18 protein-coding genes are annotated in these 18,917 nt (G+C 68.4%); 11 read left to right on the top strand and 7 right to left on the bottom strand.

Annotated elements, in window-relative coordinates; translation table 11 throughout:
* The first annotated feature begins 17 nt into the window (after positions 1 to 17).
* From ACYU7L_RS12825 to ACYU7L_RS12815, 3 genes are all read left to right on the top strand, one after another.
* Positions 18 to 1,196, top strand: a complete 1,179-nt coding sequence (locus ACYU7L_RS12825) for a universal stress protein (RefSeq protein ID WP_460797167.1) — start codon at positions 18 to 20, stop codon at positions 1,194 to 1,196.
* Between the two features lie 160 nt (positions 1,197 to 1,356).
* A complete protein-coding gene (locus ACYU7L_RS12820) occupies positions 1,357 to 1,731 on the top strand; it encodes an ATP-binding protein (protein ID WP_460797165.1) in 375 nt (124 codons plus the stop codon).
* Positions 1,732 to 2,223: 492 nt separating this feature from the next.
* Positions 2,224 to 2,529: an ANTAR domain-containing protein gene (locus tag ACYU7L_RS12815; RefSeq protein ID WP_460797162.1), complete on the top strand. Its 306-nt coding sequence runs from the start codon at positions 2,224 to 2,226 to the stop codon at positions 2,527 to 2,529.
* 55 nt (positions 2,530 to 2,584) lie between these two features.
* On the opposite strand, the gene ACYU7L_RS12810 is transcribed toward ACYU7L_RS12815, so the two are convergent.
* Together ACYU7L_RS12810 and ACYU7L_RS12805 are read right to left on the bottom strand one after the other, a co-directional pair.
* Complete coding sequence (locus tag ACYU7L_RS12810; RefSeq protein ID WP_460797160.1) at positions 2,585 to 2,758, bottom strand: hypothetical protein; 174 nt, start codon at positions 2,756 to 2,758, stop codon at positions 2,585 to 2,587.
* A gap of 304 nt (positions 2,759 to 3,062) precedes the next feature.
* Positions 3,063 to 5,150 (bottom strand): hypothetical protein, encoded by a 2,088-nt coding sequence (locus tag ACYU7L_RS12805; protein WP_460797158.1) that lies wholly within the window; start codon positions 5,148 to 5,150, stop codon positions 3,063 to 3,065.
* Between the two features lie 228 nt (positions 5,151 to 5,378).
* Between ACYU7L_RS12805 and ACYU7L_RS12800 the strand changes: the two genes are divergently transcribed.
* The 5 genes from ACYU7L_RS12800 to ACYU7L_RS12780 all read left to right on the top strand — a co-directional run bounded on the left by ACYU7L_RS12800 (position 5,379) and on the right by ACYU7L_RS12780 (position 9,438).
* Entirely contained in the window at positions 5,379 to 7,049 is a 1,671-nt protein-coding gene (locus tag ACYU7L_RS12800) for an alpha/beta-hydrolase family protein (RefSeq protein ID WP_460797156.1), read from the top strand.
* 85 nt (positions 7,050 to 7,134) lie between these two features.
* Positions 7,135 to 7,551, top strand: coding sequence for a YccF domain-containing protein (locus ACYU7L_RS12795; protein ID WP_460797154.1), 417 nt, complete (start codon positions 7,135 to 7,137; stop codon positions 7,549 to 7,551).
* Between the two features lie 85 nt (positions 7,552 to 7,636).
* Entirely contained in the window at positions 7,637 to 8,122 is a 486-nt protein-coding gene (locus tag ACYU7L_RS12790) for a DUF1269 domain-containing protein (RefSeq protein ID WP_460797152.1), read from the top strand.
* Positions 8,119 to 8,559, top strand: a complete 441-nt coding sequence (locus ACYU7L_RS12785) for a phage holin family protein (RefSeq protein WP_460797150.1) — start codon at positions 8,119 to 8,121, stop codon at positions 8,557 to 8,559. The genes ACYU7L_RS12790 and ACYU7L_RS12785 overlap by 4 nt, the downstream gene beginning before the upstream one ends.
* A gap of 69 nt (positions 8,560 to 8,628) precedes the next feature.
* Entirely contained in the window at positions 8,629 to 9,438 is an 810-nt protein-coding gene (locus tag ACYU7L_RS12780; protein WP_460797147.1) for a DUF1254 domain-containing protein, read from the top strand.
* 36 nt (positions 9,439 to 9,474) lie between these two features.
* Here the strand turns inward: ACYU7L_RS12780 and ACYU7L_RS12775 are convergent, their stop codons facing one another.
* The 5 genes from ACYU7L_RS12775 to ACYU7L_RS12755 all read right to left on the bottom strand — a co-directional run bounded on the left by ACYU7L_RS12775 (position 9,475) and on the right by ACYU7L_RS12755 (position 14,631).
* The gene (locus tag ACYU7L_RS12775) at positions 9,475 to 12,150 is read right to left on the bottom strand and encodes a LuxR C-terminal-related transcriptional regulator (protein ID WP_460797145.1); all 2,676 of its coding nucleotides are present in this window, start codon (positions 12,148 to 12,150) and stop codon (positions 9,475 to 9,477) included.
* Between the two features lie 78 nt (positions 12,151 to 12,228).
* Positions 12,229 to 12,744 (bottom strand): potassium channel family protein, encoded by a 516-nt coding sequence (locus ACYU7L_RS12770; RefSeq protein ID WP_460797414.1) that lies wholly within the window; start codon positions 12,742 to 12,744, stop codon positions 12,229 to 12,231.
* A 139-nt stretch (positions 12,745 to 12,883) separates the two neighbouring features.
* Positions 12,884 to 13,408, bottom strand: a complete 525-nt coding sequence (locus ACYU7L_RS12765) for an RDD family protein (protein WP_460797143.1) — start codon at positions 13,406 to 13,408, stop codon at positions 12,884 to 12,886.
* Between the two features lie 8 nt (positions 13,409 to 13,416).
* The gene (locus tag ACYU7L_RS12760) at positions 13,417 to 14,184 is read right to left on the bottom strand and encodes a hypothetical protein (protein ID WP_460797141.1); all 768 of its coding nucleotides are present in this window, start codon (positions 14,182 to 14,184) and stop codon (positions 13,417 to 13,419) included.
* A 69-nt stretch (positions 14,185 to 14,253) separates the two neighbouring features.
* Positions 14,254 to 14,631 carry a PLDc N-terminal domain-containing protein gene (locus tag ACYU7L_RS12755; RefSeq protein ID WP_460797139.1) on the bottom strand — a complete coding sequence of 126 codons (378 nt, stop codon included), beginning with the start codon at positions 14,629 to 14,631 and terminating at the stop codon, positions 14,254 to 14,256.
* A 335-nt stretch (positions 14,632 to 14,966) separates the two neighbouring features.
* Here ACYU7L_RS12755 and ACYU7L_RS12750 point away from each other — a divergent pair, with 335 nt between their 5' ends.
* The 3 genes from ACYU7L_RS12750 (at position 14,967) to ACYU7L_RS12740 (ending at position 18,151) form a co-directional block, all read left to right on the top strand.
* Positions 14,967 to 15,398, top strand: coding sequence for a hypothetical protein (locus tag ACYU7L_RS12750; protein WP_460797137.1), 432 nt, complete (start codon positions 14,967 to 14,969; stop codon positions 15,396 to 15,398).
* Positions 15,399 to 15,493: 95 nt separating this feature from the next.
* Complete coding sequence (locus ACYU7L_RS12745; protein ID WP_460797135.1) at positions 15,494 to 17,383, top strand: alkyl/aryl-sulfatase; 1,890 nt, start codon at positions 15,494 to 15,496, stop codon at positions 17,381 to 17,383.
* Positions 17,384 to 17,512: 129 nt separating this feature from the next.
* The gene (locus ACYU7L_RS12740) at positions 17,513 to 18,151 is read left to right on the top strand and encodes a TM7S3/TM198-like domain-containing protein (protein WP_460797133.1); all 639 of its coding nucleotides are present in this window, start codon (positions 17,513 to 17,515) and stop codon (positions 18,149 to 18,151) included.
* The last annotated feature ends 766 nt before the right edge of the window (positions 18,152 to 18,917 follow it).

The following is an 18,917-nucleotide window of genomic DNA, read 5'->3' as shown; positions in this document are numbered from 1 at the left end:
TCTGCCGAGGAGTCGACATGCCCACCGCATCTGACAAGCCGACCACCAAGACCTGGTACGTAAAAGTCTTCCTGGACGAGAATGAGCATCGCACCCATGCCCGCGCCCGGCTCGAGACTCGCCAGGCGACCGCGGCCACGATCGAGGGAGTCGGTCTCGCGAGACGCCACCCGCAGGACCGGGACATCGCCGAGATCGGCGACGAGCTCGCCGCGGCCCGCGCCCTCGAGGACCTGGCCCACCACCTGCTCGCGAGCGCCGGCTCCGATCTGCAGGACGCCGAACAACGCGGACTCCTGACCCTGCAACCGACCCACCCTCAAGATGTGGAGAGGGGCGAGAGCTTGGTCGTCGGCATCGCCGACGCCTCCCACGACAGGGGGGCACTGGCCTGGGCGACGCGCTACGCCCGCGACACACACCGCGGCCTCGATCTGGTGCACGTGATCGAGGACGGCGACCTCCCCCCGGGAGCCACGATCACCGCTGAGCACTCCCCCGGGCGCGAGATGCTCGCCGACCTCAAGCACCAGCTCGAGAAGACCTCACCGGAGCTCAACACCCGCACCATCCTCTCGGTGGGAGGGGCGGTCAGCGGTCTTCTTGCCCGGGCACGAGGTCAACACCTCCTCGTCGTGGGCAGGCGCGGCGCCGGCACATTCGCGCAGCTGATTCTCGGCTCGGTGGCGGTGGCCGTCGTCGCCCGAGCCCCCCTCCCGACCGTCGTGGTTCCCGAGGACTGGGACCCTGAGGCGCATGCACGCGAGCCGATCGTGCTCGCAGTGGACCCCGCCGGGACAACCCCCGGTCTGCTCGAGTTCGCGTTCGCCGAGGCCGAACGGCGTGGTTGTCCCCTCGTTGTCTCCCATGGCTGGGAATGGCCCCCGTTCATCACCGCCGAGCCCCTGGCCGGACCGCGCTCAGTGGAAGAATGGGTCCAACGCCATCGGGTGATGATCGAGTCCGCGCTAGCCCCCTCCCAGGCAGCCCACCCCACCGTCGCCGTAGAGATCCGACAACGGCACGGCCATCCGGCCACGGTCATTCTCGCTGACGTCGCCCACGCCCAGCTCGTCGTCCTCGGACGCCGCGAACGGCGCATCCTGCTGGCATCCGGTCGAGTCGCTCGACGCGTCCTCCACTACGCCCAGGTCCCCGTCGCTGTGGTCCCCGACTCGTGGCACCCCGGGACGTGACTGCCGTCAAGACCTGAGCGTGCCTCGTTCTTCGCGCTCACCGCCGATGACGGCGCTCCAGCAAACGTGGCGAGCCGGCCCTGTCCGGCGTGGGACGACCGGCCTCGGGTACCGGAGGTATATGAAGACAACTAGTTCACCGTGCTCCGAACCAGAGCGGGTGGGCTGGGTCTTCACGGCAGGTCCCGACTCGGCCGCCCAAGCACGTGGGCGAATCAGCCAGTGTCTGACCAACTACTCGCGCCAGTCGCGTGAGGACGTCCTGCTGCTCACCAGCGAGCTGACCACGAACGCGATCCGGCACGGGAGGGGTCGCGTGCTGGTGCAGATGTCCTGGCACGACCGCGAAGTCCAGGTCGAGGTGTCGGACCAGTCCCGGATCCCACCCGTCATGCGAGCCACGGACTGCGAGGCGACCGACGGCCGCGGACTGCTGTTGGTCGAGGGGCTTTCCGCCGACTGGGGAGTGCGTACCCGGGACGAGGGCAAGACAGTCTGGTTCATCGTGCGAGACGAGCCGGCAGGCCGCCCGTAGGGCACTCAGCGGCGCGTGAGCCGCACGCAGCAGCCGATCAGATGGGGACCTTGGTCTCTTGTTCCGCACTGGGGGCTTGCCAGGTGTCGCTCCACCTGTTGTCGTGTAGCCACACAACGAAGTCCGTCCCGGACCACGACGGAATCGAGTCACCCCAGGACACCGGTGGCTGTCCTTTCTTGTCCGGCGACCTCTCGAGGTGCTCGTCTTGTTTTCCACCCTTCTGTCCACGCCTTCGCGTTCGGCTCATTCCGCTAGGTCGGCGTCCCGTCGGGCTCATAGACCCATCGAGTTGACCGTTCTGCAAATGCTCCGCGTCATTACGTCCGACCGATGCTCGGTCGACGTCGCTGCAGCCCGCCTGCGAGAGCTTGCGGCAGGCGATGACGCCGTCTTGCTTCACCTGCGTGCACGTGTCGCTCGAGCCCTGCTCGAGAGACCGACCGATATCGGTCTGCGCGCGCACGCAGCGCTCGAAGAGGCGTTGCGCACATGACGGCGCTGGCGCACGTCGGCCCAGTCGTCCACAGTGCCCACCAGGTCACCAAGATCGAGCAGGCCAAGGGCGTGATGATGCTGCTCTACGGCGTCAACTCGCACACCGCGTACGCCGTGTTGCTGCGATGGTCACGACGCTCTGGAGCCGACATCGACCGTCTCGCCCATGTGCTGCTTCACGCGATCTGCCAGAACGATCCGCTGACTGAAGTGCGAGAGGCGCAGCTCGTGCGATGGATGCGCACCCAACTGCGACCCGGCGACGATCCTGGATCGCGCAGGCGACGTGAAGCGGTGTAACGCGCCCTTCAGCTCCGACTAGCGCGGTCAGACGGCAGGGCGAGCGGGTGCTGCCTCATCGGGTCGGAGGGGGCTCGTCGCCGATCTGCCCCAGCAGCGCCTGGATCACAGCTGCGAGGCTCTCCCCGACGACCAGACCCGACACAACGCCCACGAGGACGAGGACGATCAGGGTGCCCAGCCCGACGCGGACCCGCCGTGCCAGGAGCGCATTGCCGAAGATGATCACGTCCGTCTCCACTCCTCGGAGGGCCTACCCGCAGGCGATCACAGGGGGCCGCCTCCGTTCCAGAGGAGAAGGTCCCTCTATTCAGCAGAACGACCCTGCACCGCCCAGAAAGCGGTCTAGGTTGGAGTTCGAGGGGACAGAGAGAGGGATCGGAGGCCCGAGGTCACCGCCCGGGCGGCAAGCACTGATGTCGTACCCCTTCGACGTCACCCAGGTGCTCTCCAACCTGGCCCTCGTGATGACCCGGAAACCGTATCGGCGACCGCTGGACAGCCTGCCAGTGGAACCGGTGGCTGCAGCAGGATCACAGGCCGTTGATTGTGTCGACAACGTCCAGCAGGTCGCCTTGATCGTAGAAGTCGACGGCCACGAAGTTGGGCAGTCGGTTGCGTTCGGCCGCGCACTTCTCGACGCGGGACAGCAGGATCTCTCGCGAGTTGACCGCTCGGGCACTGCTCACCTCACGGGCCTTTGCGGTGATCCAGTGGTTGAGGAGGAACAACGGGGCATCGACGTCTCCCCGGTTCGGGGCACAGCTGAAAGCCGCCGGTGACCGGAAGAGGAACGGCGTGTCCTGCACCCAGCTGAACCCATCCAGCAGCCAGGGGTAGGCGGACCCCCCGCTCTCGTTCTCCATCAAGAACACAAGACGCCGACCTGAGGCGAGCATGGAGCCGAGCGTCGGCCACGGCTCACGCTCCTGCTGCAGATGGACGAAGGGGCGCAGCCCGGCCCGCTGGACGAGCTCGGCTGTGTCTTCGGGGCTGACCTGGTCCTGGACGAAGAAGGTGACAACCTCGCGCGGGTGCGCGCGCATCCAGGCGGCGACGTCCTTCATGACGCGGAGCCAGTCCGTCGAGCCCAGCTCGCACAGTGAGTGGCACAGGTAGGGCTTCACCGGACCATGAGGCCTCAGGTCGAACGCGTCGCGCAGCCTGATCGCGCTGGCGACCGCCCCGGGTCCGATCGTGCGGCGTGCCTCGGCCATGCCAGCGGCCCACCCACCGTCGGTGTTGGCAATGACACCGGGGCGCGAGGTGTGTTGCCCGTACCAGCTGTCGATGAGGAACACCCGGATGCCATGGTCGAGCTGGCTGAGGATCCCATCGGGCTGCTCGGCGAAGAACCACCCCGCCTCGTCGGCCGCGGCCATTGAGTTGTGGGTCGCAGCAAACGCGACGTCGTCGTAACGGCGCGCACACAGCTCGATGTGACCGTTGCAGATTGGCGGGCCGGTCGCCTCCGTCGAGAGCGGCTTCAGCTCGTCGGCGGGGACAGCGCCCATCATGTAGGCGGCGAGCAGGCCGACGGCCCCGACCACGATCGCGATACGTGATCTTGCGCCCACCGGTGGGTCGGAGCGTTCGGTGCCGCGCCGTGCCGAGCGCGCCCGCAGCGCCCCTGCGGCGGAGACGAGCAACGACACCACGCCCAGGAGCGCGATCGTTGCGCCGGCTGTCTGCACCAGGGCACCCAGCACTCCCAGAGGCTGCAGCACAAGCGCTCCGCCCAGCACGACCACTGCCGCTGCCCACCTGGGGGACCATCGGGAACCGACGGGTCCGGACCTGAGGGCGGCCATGGAGCGGAGCCTCGGCAGCCCCTCTGGTCGGGTCGCGAGCACGAGCAGGCCCCCCGTCGACACGAGAAGCGCCGCGGCAGCCCAGAACGCGCCATCGAGCTCCGCCCAGATGGCTCGTTGGAGCGCCCCGCGCAGCACCGTCACGTCGGCCCTGCCGACAAGGAAGCCGACGATCACGAGCAGCAGGGCCAAGGTCACCCCGCTGGCGACGGTCCCACGACCGACAGAGGCGAGAGCGCCACGCAGACGGCTCGAAGCAGCCTGCAGCCAGCCGGCCACGAAGAGGAGCACGACTCCGAGGCCAGGCGCAACGCGGGCCAGCCACGTGGACAGGTGCGCCTGCCACATCGCCTCCTGGCTTGAGCCCGCGCCGGCGAACTGCGAAAGACGCACGTCCAGGTCGGCGGGCAGGGCGGCCTCCACCCGGGGCGACAGTGTCCTAGCGGACGCCACAAGCACGGCGCCGGCGTCGGCGAGCCGCAGCACGACTGGGCTCCGCTCGGCACCCGTGAGGCTCCGATGGAGCGGCGTCACGGCCGCGCGTGCCGCCCCCTTGGTCCTGGGGCTGGCCACGACTGCCGTTGCTGCGGACTCCAGCAGAGGACGGAGTGCCGTCAGGTCGGGCTGTGCGGCGATCACCCGGTCGGTGAGCAGACGGCCCAGGGCCTGCGAGACCGGAGGGTCGGCGCGCACGGCGTCGACATGGGTGAGGAACCGATCGGCGTCCAACACCTCGCGATTGAAGACGCCGGCCGCGGCGCCCAGCACGAGGAGCGCGACTCCTATCGCGGTCAGGACTCGGGGGACCACCGGCATGCTCCAGTATGACAACGCGCGGTCCCGAGGGCACCCGAATCCCCAGACGAACCCCTTGGGTGACGGGGCGCTCACCGTCCACGCCGATAGGGCTGAGACCGGCGTGAAGGGCACTCCGACCCTAGTCAGATGCAACGCGCGATGGACAGCATCGAGCAGCGGATCCTCTCCAGGAGGCATTGCGATGACGTGGGACCTGGGCCATAGGTCAGAACGCGCGGCATGAAGCGCCCGCGCGCGATGTCCCAGGACCTCTGCCTCCGCGTGCTCGAGCGTCCGAGTCTGCTCGGGACGACGTTGGCCGCGTGGCTCTTCGTCCAGTCGCTGGCCCCCTCCCTGCTACCTCGCTCGTGGCTCTTCCAAGGTGTGCTCGCCGGTCTCGCGGTGGCCGCGGGATACGCGATCGGACTGGGGCTGACTCGTCTGGGGAAGGCCCTGCGCTCCCGTTTCGGCTGGGGGATGCGGCCCTTCGGCCGGGAGCGGAACCGACAGGTCCGAATCGCGGTGGCAACTGCCTCCCTCGGGTACGCCGTCTGGGGCGTTGCGACCGCTGTCGAGCAGCATCGCTGGACCTGGAATCGTCTCGGCTATGAACGGGCATCCTTCTGGTACGTGTACGGGGGAACCCTGCTCCTGGCCATCGCCCTGGCTGCCCTCCTCTTCCTCGTCGGCCGGGTACTGAAGCTTGTCTGGGCAAGGACCACGCGGTTCGGGGCCCGGATGCTCCCGGCCTGGATCGCCGGCGGCCTCGCACTGGTGCTGGTGGCCTGGGTGACACTGGCCTCCCTCAACGCCTTCGTCCTCCAACGCACCCTCGATGGCCTGAACTCCGGATTCGCCCTCGGCGACCTCAACCTGGACGGCGCCCCCTCCCCGCCCACCTCCACGCTCCGCTCCGGCGGGCCCGACTCAGCCGTCGAGTGGGACGAGGCCGGCCGCGAGGGGCGCCGCTTCCTGACCCGCGGCCCCACCGCCGACGAGCTCGAGGACTTCGCCATCGGCCAGGTCCAGGAGCCGATCCGGGTCTTCGTGGGTCGTGCCTCCGCGGACGATGTCGAGGGGCGGGTGGACCTGGCGATGGAGGAGCTCGAGGCGTTCGGTGGCTTCGAGCGGGAGGCGGTGCTGGTGGTCATCCCGACCGGGACGGGGTGGGTCAACGAGCAGATCGTGCAGCCGCTGGAGTACTTCCACGATGGCGATATCGCCACCGTCACGGTTCAGTATTCGCACCTGCCCAGCCCCCTCGCCTTCGTGTCGGAGTCCTCGGCCGCGGGCGACACTGCTGTGGCCCTGGTCGATGCCGTGGAGGAGCATCTGGCGACGCTGGGAACCGAACGACCCCATCTCTACATCGCTGGCGAGAGCCTCGGCTCCTTCGGTGGCGCCCAGGCCTTCGACTCCCTGGCCGACAGCCGAGAGCGAGTCGATGGCGCCCTGTGGGTGGGACCTCCAGAGACCATGCACCTGCGACGGGAGGCCGAGCGGATCCGCCGGCCGGGATCGCCCCAGATCCGTCCCCTCGTCGGGGACGGCCGGACCTTCCGCTTCGTCACCCGCGAGCGCGACATCGTCGGGAAGACGGCACACTCGGTGTTCCTCCAGCAGGCCGACGACCCCATCGTGTGGTGGGACTGGCACACGACGTACGACGAGCCCGACTGGCTCGAGGAGCCGCTGGACCCCGCGGTGAACCCTGCGATGACATGGACGCCCGTCACCACGTTCCTACAGCTCGCCGTCGACATGGCGGTGAGCAACGACTTCGATGAGGACCACGGCCACCGGTACGGCACCCAGCCGTTGAGTGGGTGGTACGCGGTGGTGCAACCATCCGGCTGGGACCAGGGCCGCATCGAGGACCTGCGCGAGCGCCTGGCCGCTATCTCTCGCTAGGACGGGTCCCCCGGCGCCAGACTCGGAAGGCGGCTCCCCCGTTTTGGGCGAGACGGGTCGTCGCGTGGTCACCTAGGTTGAAGACGTGCGCACGATCGGCAACGTCCTCTGGTTCGTTCTCGCGGGGTTCTGGCTCGCCCTCGGCTACGTGGTCGCGGGCACAGTCGCCTTCGTGCTGATCGTCACCATCCCCTTCGGGATCGCCGCCTTCCGTCTGGCCGGCTTCGTCGTCTGGCCCTTCGGGCGCACCGTGGTCCGTGCCCATGACGCCGGGGTGTGGTCCCTACTCGGCAATGTCGTCTGGATCCTGGTCTTCGGCTGGGAGCTCGCCATCCTTCACCTCCTCGCCGGCCTGTTGCTGTGCGTGACGGTCATCGGGATCCCCTTCGGGATCGCCTGCTGGAAGATGGTGCCGCTTGCCCTGCTGCCCCTCGGCAGCCGAGTGGTGCCGATCGGCTCTGCCCAGGGCGACCCTTACGGCGTACCGGTGGCACCGCGCTGACCGAGCCCGTCACCCGGAACAGGGGAGGCTGCGGCGCGATGTGGTGGCGAGAATCGACGGAAGGAACTCGGAGAAGGAGACGAGGATGAGCACGCTCACCGTCTGGAGGTTCGACACAGCTGAAGGCGCCGATGGGGCGACCGACATCCTTGCGGAACTGTCCAGTCAGCACCTGATCACGATCCACGACGCCGCGACCGTCAGCTGGGAACAAGGCAAGAAGCGTCCCAAGACCCGGCAGTTGCACAACCTCGCCGGGGCCGGCGCGTTGGGCGGAGCCTTCTGGGGCCTGCTGTTCCGCATGATCTTCCTCGTGCCGCTGCTGGGAGCCGCTATCGGAGCGGCCTCCGGAGCACTCACCGGGTCCCTGAAGGACGTCGGCATCGACGACCGGTTCATCGACAGGGTTCGAGACCAGGTCACGCCCGGAACGTCCGCGCTGTTCGTCATGTCGTCCGACGCCGTCGTCGACAAGGTCAAGCAGGCGTTCGCCGACCACCGACCGGAGCTCATCTTCACCAATGTCAGTGACGAGCAGGAGGCGGCGCTCCGCGAGGTCTTCGCCGGATGAAGGACGTCCCTGCGGCTGCCGCTGCGTCCGAGCCGTCTCGAGGCTTCGGGCTGCTCCTGTCGCTCCTTGTGCGATGGGTGCTGCTCGCCGCAGCGGTGGTGCTGGGGGCGTGGGCGACCCCGGATGCCCACTTCCGAGGTGGACCCGCGACGGCTCTGTTCGTGGCCGTCCTGATCGGTCTGGCGAACGTCATCGCTCACGGGGCCCTGCGTGTGCTTCCCAAGCCGAGCAACCTCCTCGTGCTCGCCACTCTCACGCTCGTCGTCAACGGCATGGCTATCTGGATCGCCTCCGCGTTCACGTCGAGCCTGCACATCGGTGGGTTCGTCCCTGCGGTGACGTTCACGCTGATGGTGTCCGTCTTCTCGGTCGCTCTGACGAGGCTCGCCTGGGTGCTGTTGGATCGCTACGAGAGGCCACGGTCACACCGCAGCTGACTCGACGGCGAGGGGACGCTGAGAGCCCGGTGAACCCAGAGCGGGGACACAGCCTTACGAGGAGGTGTGATGTCGCTGCGGGCGGAGGTCGCGCGCCAGGCATTCGTGTCCGGCCTGCCGACGGTCAGGCTCTACGGCGTCCTGCATGAGCTGGTCCTGACACCTGAGGGCGGTGCGAGTGGGTACCGCATGAATCGGGTACTGCACGGCGAGCTTCCCCTGGCAGTCGCCGGCCTGGTGGAGCAGACGGGGGCCCCTGCCGCTCGGTTCTGCGCTTGGCTGGACCTGCGTCGGGGACCGGTGCTCGTCGAGGTTCGACACGACACTCCGGTCGGTAGAAGCGCCTCCACGACGTTTCTCGACCTGTACGCCGACGTGGTCGGTCACGTACCCGAGGATCCCGAGGCTTCCCGGCGGGCGTCCTTGCTGACGGGGCCGTCGTGGCAATCGGAGGGGTCCACCGATGCCGTGGCTGTGCTCAGGTGCGCCACGGACCTCTGCCTGGCAGTGGGTCAGTGTCGTCGGGAGCACGACGCGACCGGGGACAGGGCCCCCTCCAGAGTCCTTGCGGTCCGACCCGTCTCGGGAGAGGACGACGAGCCGTTGTGGTTGCCGCCGCCGGTCCCGCCGGTCAACGTCTGTCGGCCCCCCACCATGGCGTTCCTGAAGGTTCTGGACTGGATGCTGGCCCTGATGCCGGCGCTGCCCGGTGACGAGGAACTCCGAGCGGACCTGCAGGTGATCGGCGTGGCAAGCGGTCCAGGTGCCCTGGACGCGGCGATCGCCGAGGACCTTCTGGACGGACAAGTCACCGAAGGTCTGCGGCTGGGGTTCGAGGACTTCCGACGAGGGGGCAGGACGAAGCATCTGGCTCGATGAGCGGTTGACTGCCCCTGCCTCAGGTCCTGTCGCCCGTCAGATGAGTCCGAGGTCGCGCCCCCGGCGTACGGCGTCGTGCGCGCGAGCAACTGAGAGCTTGCGGTAGAGGTTCTTCTGGTGAGTCTTGATGGTGTTGGCCGAGATGTGCAGGTCCTCGGCGATGTCGGCAACGGTCATCACCTGGGCCATCAAGCCCAGTACGGCTATCTCTCGTGACGTGAGCGGCTCGACCAGTACCGGTACGACGTCGTCATCGCTACGTGTGCGTGACGCGAGCCCCGTACCGATCCAGGTGCTCGAACGGGCAAGCTCAGAGTCCTTGGTGAGGAGTGGCTCGAGCCAGGCGCGCGCTTCCACGAATGGTCGTCGTCGTCCCTCGGGGCGAGCAGCCCGAAGAGCATCGCGCACGGCGCGGCGTGCGGCAGGCACGTCTCCATGGTCGAACTGGATGCGTGCCTGCAACAGGTGCGCATAGACGTCCCCACCCTCGACAGTGAGTTGGTCGTCGGTGGCGATCGAGGTGAGAAGGGATTGGGCATGGATGGCATCGCCGCTGTTGTAGGCAGCCACCGCACGCGCGAGCAGCCAATCGGCGCCAGCACTGGGGGCGGTGTCCAGCACCGACGCCGCGCCCTCCACGTCACCGCACCGAATCCGGACCATCGCGTCGGCGACCACCACACGCTCCCCGATCCACGTAGGCAGAGCATTGCCCTTGGCGCTTGCCCGCACGTCCGCGATCGTCGACAGCGCCAGCGTGCGACGGCCGTCCAGTGCGTGATGGTACGCGACCACGAGCTTGACGGCCGCGCCGAGAGCAGGCTCGTTCTGGACCTGGGCAGTCAGTGCAGCGTTCTCGATGTGACGTTGGGAACCGATTCGGTCGTTCCACTCCAACGCCACGGCCGACATGGCCAGGTGGCCAACCCCCGTCCGGTGCGACGCTGCCAGGCCGTGCGCCCGCCCCAGGCGCAACGCCTCCTCGCCCAGCCGTGCGGCATCGCGGAGCGCACCGCGCCGGTACGCCGCAAGCGCCTGCTGCCCGCGTACGGAGATCCGGCTGTACTCACACCCATCGGCCTCGGTCGCCTCGCTCGCCGCGCCCAGTGTCTGCTCGAACGCCGCGTGATCCCCGCCCCACAGCAGGGCGCTGGACAGGGCCGTGAGGGCAACGGCCCGTGCCTGGGCCCGAGCCTTCGGGGACGAGACCCCGGTCAAGGCGGGCTCCATCGCCTCCCACGCGTCGACCGCCGCGGGGATGTCACACAGCGGTGCGGCCTTGACGAGCCGGATGAGCGCCACGGACGCGCGCAACCCGCCGCCGGTTAGAGGGGCCTCCCCCAGCGTTTCCAGCCCGACCAAGCGCTCGGTCGCACGGTCGAGCCGTTGGGCGCCCAGGTCCATGGCAGCTTGGACGGCGCGCACCTCAGGCGCATCGTGGCCCTCAGGGAGCTGCTCGAGCACCTCCGCCAGATGCCTCGGCGCCCGGTGCTCGAGAAGCTCGACCACCCCCAGATTGCGCACCACGCTCGCACAGGACTCACGCCAGGATCCCGCAGCCACGTGGTGCACCGCAGCGCGCGTGAAGTCGCCCTGCGCGTCGTACCACCGAGCAGCTCTCCCGTGCTGACTTGCGACGACGACGTGGCCCTGGGCAGAGAGCTCCTCGCGGAGCACCTCGAGCATGAGCGGATGGATCCGGAACCACCGCCCCTCCACCACGTTGCCCGTGGTGACGAAGAGGTCGTCACCCGCGAGCTCGCGCAGGACCCGGTCTGCGTCCGAGCGCTCGGTGAGGGCCTGCGCGAGGCCGGGCTCGACCCGGTCGACCACACACATCCGCAGCAGCAGGTCACGGGTGTTGCCGGACATCGCGTCGAGCACCTCGTCGACGAGGTAGCCGGCGAGACGACGCTCCGCCCACGGGCCACCGGTCGGGGCGGCCTCGAGACCGTGCTCGCGCATGGCGAGGGCGCACAACCGAAGACCTGCGGCCCAGCCCTGGGTGTTCTGCTGGAGTGCCGCCACAGCGTCGTCCGGTGGGTCCAGGCCGTGCCTTTCGAGCAGCTGGGTGGTCTCCACCGACGTGAAGGCGAGGTCGGCCGCCTGGATGACGGCCATGTCCCCACGGAGCCGCCGTCGACGGGTCAGCACACCCGGTTCGCCACGCGCGGTAGCGATCACCCGGACACCCGGCTGCGCCGCGTCCAGCACGAAACCCATCTGTTGCAGCACCCGCTCGTCAGTGATGCGCTCGAGCTGGTCCAGGACCAGGACGACGGGGTCGGGCAGATCACCCAGAAGGGCCGCCACGTCCTCCAGGAAGGAACGATCAACGACGTCGGGAAGCAGCGGAGGACCGACGTGGGCGAGATCGATGCCGTTGCCGCGCAGGGCCTCGAGGACATCGCGCCAGAAGACGCCTGCCTGGTTGTGCTCGACGTCGAGGGTCAGCCAGGCCACGTGGACCTGGTCCCGATTCTCCGACACCCAGGACTCGGCAAGGGACGTCTTGCCGGTCCCCGCCGGCCCCGTGATCACGGTGAGCGGCTGGCAAAGGCCCTCGTCCACCTGGGCGAGGAGTCGCGGTCGCAGGACCATGAACTCGCGGGAGGACGGTGGGGGCGTGCGGAACCGCGAGGCCGACGGTGCGGTGGAAGCTGGAGGGTCCAGTCGTTCCGCGGAGGTCACCGCCACGCGCGTGTCGGTCATTTCTCCACGCTAGTGAGGCTGTGACGAGGGCAGGGAGAGCCGAAGGTCCCGACCGCCCCCTGGACGATCCGGCGACGATCAGCCTCGTGGGGCACCCAACCGGTGCTGAATCAGGCGCGCCAGCGCTCCGAGGAAGGCGAGGTTGAAGGCGAGCTGGACGCACACGATTCCGCGAGCCAGCTGGGAGGTGGCGCGGACGTCGCCATAACCCACTGTCGTCATCGTCGTCAGCGTGAAGTAGAGCGCATCGAGGCGAGTGTGCACGCCCGCGACGTGGTCACCTTGCGTGGCCAACACGTAGTAGGCGAGCGCGAAGGCGCAGGCGACGATCTCGGCCAGCATCACCAGCTGGAGCGGGCCCAGCTCTCGCCGCCCGGAGCCACGCAGCTGCCGGACGACGATCCAGGCGACGAGGACGACCCCCAGGAGAGCGATCGAACCGCTCCGCAGGAGCACCACTACGGGCTCGCCGGCTGTGACCGGCATCGAGAAGAACAGGGCCAGCAGGCCGACGAGGGTCGCCGCGTGGGCCAGCGGGCGCCCCGGCCCGGACTGCCGTCCACCAACTGTCGCGTGTGGACTGGGGTCGACCATGTCACGCACCGCGAGACCCGTGGCTCATGCATCCACGCTAGGGCCGGCGCAGGCGATGGGCGTCCCCCGCAGAGGGTGAGGATCCGGCCGTCAGTCGTCGGGTGCCGACCAGCTGTCGAGGATGTGGACGGGTCCGCCGCTACGCAGAGTCGGGCGCACGCTCCGCGTCACTGCGTGGGAGGCGCAGTTCGCCTTGCGACTGCCAGTCGTAGATGACCGACGTACGGAGCACCACGTCCTGGACCGACCTGTTCTCGCGACTGACAGCGACCCACAGTATGCCGATGGGGAAGCAGGCGGTGAGGAGTGCGCGGGCGAACGCGGCCGTGATCCCCAGCCGCCGTCCGGTGGGGCCGACGATCCTCAGCCCGAGCACGCGGCCTCCGTAAGTGCGGCCAGTGAGGCACCAGGCAAGCGTCTCGTAGACGACCAGCACCAGGAAGCCCCAGGTCAGGCCGGCGACAGGGCCCAGAGCCGGGACGGTGAAGCTGCGAGGGTCGAACAGGAAGAGGAAGACCGCGATCCCGAGAGAGCCGACGAGGAAGGAGAGGACCACTACGAGGGCGTCGATGCCTGCCGCGACCAGCCGGCTCACGAGCCCGGCGCGCCGACCCTGGTAGGGCCGTGCCCCCCGCGGCAGTGGGGAGACTCCGCTCTCGACCACCGTGCACCTCAGTGAGGGCGGTCGTGCTGGGCGGGGACGCTCGCCGGACCGAGGAGAGACGCTACGTCAGCGGACGAGGTCTCAGTGGTCCTGCCTCGGCGCCGCAGTAGGAGTCTGTCCACGGCACGGCCCACCGCCTCGTCCGCCACGATGGCCTGCATCCGAACACCTTGGACGGTGTCGGTGGCCATGGAGCCGGTGGACTCACGGATGATCTCTGGAAGGTCCACACCGTCGATGACCTGGGCAGCCAGGCCCACCAGGTCGAGTCGATCCAGCACAGCTCGGACAACCCCATCGAGGTCCACGCGCTCGAGGATGATCGCTGTGAGGTCGAGCCGGGCCATCACCGCGTCGAGGTCGAGCCGCTCCGCGGCGGCATTCAGGTCGACCCTGTCGATGATGGGGTCGAGGTCCACCCGCTTCACAAGCCCATCCACATCCAAGCCCCGTGCGACCCCGTCGAGGTCGACGTTCTGCAGGATCAGGTCGGTCAGGTCCGCACGGCGCAGCACCTCCGTGAGCACGAGAGGCACGAGCACATCCAGGCGTCCTGCGAGCTCGTCGAGCAGGTGTGTGCGGAAGGCTCGCCCACGCTCCCCCAGAGCCACCCAGCGCGAGCCCGCATGCAGCTGACGCGGTCGCAGAACGGCAGAGGCGAGAGGGGACAGCGCCGAGCCGGCTCGACGCGTGACGCCCACAGTCACGCCGAGTACCTCGATGCCCACTCCCGTGACGACATCGACGGGCCGCACCTGCGTCTCGCGCTCCCTCACGCCCGCCTCGCTTCCATGTCGGCATCCAGGAACGTCGACTCGAACTGCGTTCGATACGACCGCAGGGAGTTACGCCAGCGCCTTCTCCTTGAGTCGCTCGAACTCCGTCGGCGTGATGGCGCCGAGGTCGAGCATCGCCTTGGCCTGAACGATCTCCCCCGCCGGGCCCGCAGAACCGGCGACCTGCTTGATGTAGGTCTCCTGCTGCTGTCGCCGCAGCTCCGCTTCACGGAGCTTCCTCTCCCCCATCTTGTTGCCCCTCACGAGCAGGTAGGCGATCGACGTGAGGAATGGCAGGAGGATGAGCGCGATGAACCAGGCGGCCTTGGCGAGGCCCGAGGCCTCGGGGTCTGCGAACAGGTCGCCGATGATCGCGAACATCACAATGAGGTATGCCACGAACGCGAAGCTGATCAGGATGAACCACACGATGTCCAAGAACGACATGGCCGAACCCTCCCTCGCCGAGGCCTTGTGCCCCGATCTGGTCCCAGTCTTGGCTCGCCCGGATGCGGACGCCTCCCCCTTTCCGGGTGGAGTCACCCGAACGACGGTCACGGTGCAGCATCGGTGCGGGTGGTCCATGCTCACCGAGGGAGGACGACATACTCCGGAGCGGGTGAGGCGCCGGCGCCTGAGCCGTGGAACGCTCCCCGAGTGGAGACGAACGGCATCCTGACGTTTTTCGCCATGACCGTCGTGATGAGCGTCGTTGCCCACGGCGTGACGGCACGACCAGGCACCGAGGGGTACCTCGGGCGGCGCCCCCTTAGGAGGTCGAGATGAGCCCCCGCCCGCACGTCCGTCCGCGGCACGAGGCTCATGCCCGCGCTGTCGACGTCGTCGACGTGTTCGTCTACGTCATCGTCCTCAATCTCGCCGTAGAGCACGTGCCCTCCATCATCAGTGAGGGGTTCACGCTGTCTCTGCTCACGGCAGCTCTGCTCAAGATCACGCTCGAGGTCGTCATCATGGCCAAGGGCCGCATCCTCGCCCGAATCCGCGCCGCGACCACGCGCCGTGCCCAGGTGCTGGCCTCGCTCTCGCTGTGGGGCGTCGCTGCCGGGAGCAAGGCCGTGGTGCTCGCGTTGGTGAACGTCATCTTCGGCGATGCTGTGAGCCTGGGCGGGTTCGTGTCGGTGACAGGGCTAGTGCTGGTGCTCCTCCTCGCTCGCTCAGGTGTACGCCGTCTCCTGGGCGCATCCGAGGCCTGACACTTCACCCACGCTGTGTGAGTCCCAATCGTCGTACCGCGGTCACGATGGGCAGTAGCCACGACGGTTGTCTCCCTTGAAGGTGGTCCGCGGACATGACGATGGAGCAGCGCGCGAGCGCAACCACGAGGGACCGGCTGAGGCAGGCCGCCGAGCATCTGCCGTTGCACGACACGGCCGACCTCGAGGACGTCGCCCGGGGCTTCCTCGGCAGGAGCGAGACCCGACAGATCCGCGCAGCCGACGGCCGCGTCGTGTGGGACCTGGACGCGTACGCCTTCCTGGACACCCCGTGCCCTGACACAGCGAACCCGAGTCTGTGGCGGCAGAGCCGACTGCTGGCCGAGGACGGCCTCTTCGAAGTGGTGCCCGGCGTCTACCAGGTCCGCGGCTACGACCTGTCGGTCATCAGCTTCCTGGAGAGTGACACCGGGGTCGTCGTGGTCGACCCGCTCATCAGCGCCGAGACCGCAGCCGCGGCCCACGAGCTCTATCGAGCTCATCGGGGACACCGTCCGGTGGTGGGGATGATCTACACCCATTCCCACGTCGACCACTTCGGCGGGGCGCTGGGCATCATCTCCGAGGACGACGTGACTTCCGGGCGGGTGACGGTGGTCGCGCCGGCCGGATTCACGGCCCACGCGGTGTCCGAGAACATCTTCGCGGGCACAGCGATGACCCGCCGAGCGGGCTACATGTACGGCGCCGGGATCGAGCGCGGTCCGGCCGGCCAGATCGGGGCCGGCCTCGGACAGACCACTTCGACCGGCACTGCGAGTCTCGTCCCCCCCACGGTGAGCATCGAGCGCACCGGGCAGGAGCGGACCTTCGACGGGCTGAGGCTGGTGTTCCAGTGCACGCCGGGCACCGAGGCGCCCGCGGAGATGAACTTCTACTTGCCCGAGTGCCACGCGCTGTGCATGGCCGAGAACACCACTCACACCTTCCACAACATCCTCACGCTCCGGGGCGCGGAGGTCCGCGACTCCCGCGCGTGGGCCGACTACATCACCGAGGCGGTAGTCCTCTTCGGGGACGACCTCGAGGTCGTCTTCGCCTCCCACCACTGGCCGACCTGGGGACGGGATCGAGCGGTGGAGTTTCTCGAGCTCCAGCGCGACCTCTACTCCTACGTCCACGACCAGACACTGCGACTGATCAACCAGGGCTTCCTCGGCGCGGAGATCGCCGAACAGCTCCGGATGCCGCCGGCCCTCGACGCCGCATGGCACACGCACGGGTACTACGGCTCGCTCAGCCACAACGTCAAGGCGATCTACCAGCGCTACCTCGGCTGGTACGACGGCAACCCCGCACACCTCTGGCGACACCCACCGGTCGAGCTGGCCACCCGGTACGTCGCCGCGATGGGCGGTGCCGACGCTGTGCTGGAGCTCGGCCGAGAGGCATTCGACTCAGGCGACTATCGCTGGGCCGCGGAGGTGCTCGACCGCCTGCTCTTCGCCGACGAGCACCACGCCGAAGCGCGCGAGCTCCAAGCCCGCACCTTCGAGCAGCTCGCCTACGGTGCCGAGAACGGCACCTGGCGCAGCTCCTACCTCGCGGGCGCACACGAGCTCCGGCACGGCGTATTCGGCACCCCGGTGTCTGCGAGCGGGCTGGTCTCGGCACTGACCGTCGAGCAGGTGTTCGCCAGTCTCGCGATCCGCATCGACGGCCCCCGCGCGTGGGATCACCGGGTCCGGCTTGCCTGGATCTTCTCCGACCTCGACGCGGCCTATCTCACCGAGCTCCGCAACGGCACCTTCCTCGCCAGGCGGGTCGAGACGCCCCCGTCCGACGTGGACGCGACGCTGCACCTCACCCGCCCCTTGTTGATCTCGATGGCCACCGGCCAGCAGGACCCGGCTGCGGCCCTCGGCGACGGGTCCCTCGCGGTCGACGGCGACGCCAGCGCCCTGCAGCGTGTGCTGAGCATGCTCGCGCCCATGGACCCGGGGTTCCCGATCGTCACGCCATGAGATGAGGCGCTGCGGCCTGCCAGGCCCGGATCACCCCTCTCGCAAGAGGACTCTGACGCGCGGAGCGAGGGCGAACATCACCTCTCAGGGATGATGTCCGGGTCCCGGGGAGATACCTACGCTCGGAACATGACCGACGTCTCGTTGGGTGTCCTCGCCATCCTTGTGGGCACACTGCTCTGTTTCCGCGGAGGCCTGCTGCTGCGTGTCGTCTTCCCGATCTGGGGAGCCTTTGCGGGCTTCGCCTTCGGCGCGGGACTCGTCGCGGGTTTCACTGACGAGCACGTCCTGGGCAGCGTTACCGGATGGGTGCTCGGGACATTCTTCGCGCTGGTCTTCGCCGTGCTTGCGTACTCCTACTTCGCGGTGAGCGTGATGCTCGTGATGGCCTCGATCGGCTTCACGTTGGGTTCTGGCCTGGTCATCGCCCTGGGGATCGACTGGAACTGGGTTGCCGTGCTGGTCGGGGTCGTCGTCGGTGCGCTGCTGGGCGTGGGGGCGTTGGTCGCCGACGTGCCCATGCTTGTGCTCGTCCTGCTCAGCGCCGCCGCCGGAGCGGTCACGATCGTCACTGGGTTCATGCTGTTCACCGGGGCCCTGGACTCGGCCAGCTTCACCGACAGCGATTTCACCAGCCGCCTTGACGATGACTGGTGGCGGTACGCCGCGGTCGTGGTACTCGCCATCATCGGCGTCCTTTCTCAGGCCCGAGACATGGCCGCCCTGCGCCGTAGCGTGCACACGACCTGGACCGAATCGCGCGCGTGACCGAGCGGCGCGCGGCCGGCCCATGAAGCAGGGCACATGCTCGGAGCAGACCCAAACCAGCAGCTCACTTCGCAGATGACCACGACCGTTGTCGGCGGTGATGCGGTCCCTGTCGGGGTCGACGCCGATGACGTGATCGACGAGTTCCGCGAGTGACACTCCTTGTTCCTTACGATGCGGCGGACAGACTCCGCCGAGAAGGTGAGGCAGGACTGTGATGGGTCACCCGAACGGACAAGCTTCCAATCAAGCCACTGAGGTCGGCGGTGCGGCTGACTGACATATCCCCGAATATGGATACTGGCAGGGTCGGTCATTGTCGTCGACGCCCTGGCTCGCTCCGAAAGGCACGTGCCGCAGCAAGTCTCGGGCCAAGCGCCCATGGCGCATGCCGATGCACCCGAGTAGACAAGAGCTACGACACCGGACAGGAGTGGTGGGTATGTCGTTCCAATCCGACTGTTCCTCCGCTGCTCGGAGGCTGCGGCGGCGGCGTCTTCACATGGACCTGACCCATATCTGCTCCGCCCAGGACGCACCAGCGGGGAACGCGGGGTCACGGTGACCACGGAGCAAGACCTCGGTCACAACGCGAGCGTCGACCTGTACTGGCTCCCTTTGGGAGCCGGCGTCGGCGGACAATGCGTGCGGGGCAGCGGCCGCCTTTACGAAGCCCTCGCAGCCCGCCGACAGCACCGGCAGCCCACTGACCTCTACCACTCCGCCCTGATCGTCCGCCTGGACGGACACGACCATGCCATCGAGA

The organism is Nocardioides pacificus (genome assembly GCF_054775955.1).
The sequence above is the reverse complement of the archived record's forward strand: the minus strand, read 5'-3'. Positions and strand labels throughout refer to the sequence as shown.

What these genes read in the sequence shown, in the direction of transcription:
- ACYU7L_RS12825 (WP_460797167.1), top strand. Translation starts at nt 18, where the DNA reads ATGCCCACCGCATCTGACAAGCCGACCACCAAGACCTGGTACGTAAAA.
- ACYU7L_RS12815 (WP_460797162.1), top strand. Translation starts at nt 2,224, where the DNA reads ATGACGGCGCTGGCGCACGTCGGCCCAGTCGTCCACAGTGCCCACCAG.
- ACYU7L_RS12800 (WP_460797156.1), top strand. Translation starts at nt 5,379, where the DNA reads ATGAAGCGCCCGCGCGCGATGTCCCAGGACCTCTGCCTCCGCGTGCTC.
- ACYU7L_RS12790 (WP_460797152.1), top strand. Translation starts at nt 7,637, where the DNA reads ATGAGCACGCTCACCGTCTGGAGGTTCGACACAGCTGAAGGCGCCGAT.
- ACYU7L_RS12785 (WP_460797150.1), top strand. Translation starts at nt 8,119, where the DNA reads ATGAAGGACGTCCCTGCGGCTGCCGCTGCGTCCGAGCCGTCTCGAGGC.
- ACYU7L_RS12780 (WP_460797147.1), top strand. Translation starts at nt 8,629, where the DNA reads ATGTCGCTGCGGGCGGAGGTCGCGCGCCAGGCATTCGTGTCCGGCCTG.
- ACYU7L_RS12775 (WP_460797145.1), bottom strand. Translation starts at nt 12,150, where the DNA reads ATGACCGACACGCGCGTGGCGGTGACCTCCGCGGAACGACTGGACCCT.
- ACYU7L_RS12770 (WP_460797414.1), bottom strand. Translation starts at nt 12,744, where the DNA reads ATGGTCGACCCCAGTCCACACGCGACAGTTGGTGGACGGCAGTCCGGG.
- ACYU7L_RS12755 (WP_460797139.1), bottom strand. Translation starts at nt 14,631, where the DNA reads ATGTCGTTCTTGGACATCGTGTGGTTCATCCTGATCAGCTTCGCGTTC.
- ACYU7L_RS12750 (WP_460797137.1), top strand. Translation starts at nt 14,967, where the DNA reads ATGAGCCCCCGCCCGCACGTCCGTCCGCGGCACGAGGCTCATGCCCGC.
- ACYU7L_RS12745 (WP_460797135.1), top strand. Translation starts at nt 15,494, where the DNA reads ATGACGATGGAGCAGCGCGCGAGCGCAACCACGAGGGACCGGCTGAGG.
- ACYU7L_RS12740 (WP_460797133.1), top strand. Translation starts at nt 17,513, where the DNA reads ATGACCGACGTCTCGTTGGGTGTCCTCGCCATCCTTGTGGGCACACTG.